1 protein-coding gene is annotated in these 406 nt (G+C 41.1%); it reads left to right on the forward strand.

Going from position 1 to position 406, the window contains the following annotated elements:
- Positions 1 to 108: 108 nt before the first annotated feature.
- A partial coding sequence (locus ACQRBH_RS17350; RefSeq protein ID WP_427762704.1) for a helix-turn-helix domain-containing protein occupies positions 109 to 406 on the forward strand: 298 nt, incomplete at its 3' end.

The following is a 406-nucleotide window of genomic DNA, read 5'->3' on the forward strand; positions in this document are numbered from 1 at the left end:
TGTTGGGATACAATAGATAGGTAACAAATAAAAAACAAGGATTCACTTCGATATGATATATTGGAGTTGACGAAAAACCAATGATCTTAACGAAAGGAGAATCCTTGTATGTCAATCTTATCACAACAGAAATACCAACGTCAACGCATGGTTAAGTATGCACAGAAACATTCTGTAACCGAAACGGCAATCCGTTATCGTGTGAGCCGTAAAACGGTTTATAAATGGATTTCACGGTACGACGGAACCTTAGCAAGCCTGGAGGATCGAAGTCACAGACCCAAGACTTCTCCAGGAAGTCATACGGAACAGGAGCTTCGCCAAATCCGGCGCCGACTGAAAAAATACAAATGGACAGATCTGCTTCTGGCATATCAGGATTTAATAGAGAAAGATGGATATACCC

This window comes from Bariatricus sp. SGI.161, assembly GCF_050313695.1.
In the GTDB taxonomy this organism is placed as follows: domain Bacteria; phylum Bacillota; class Clostridia; order Lachnospirales; family Lachnospiraceae; genus JAFBIX01.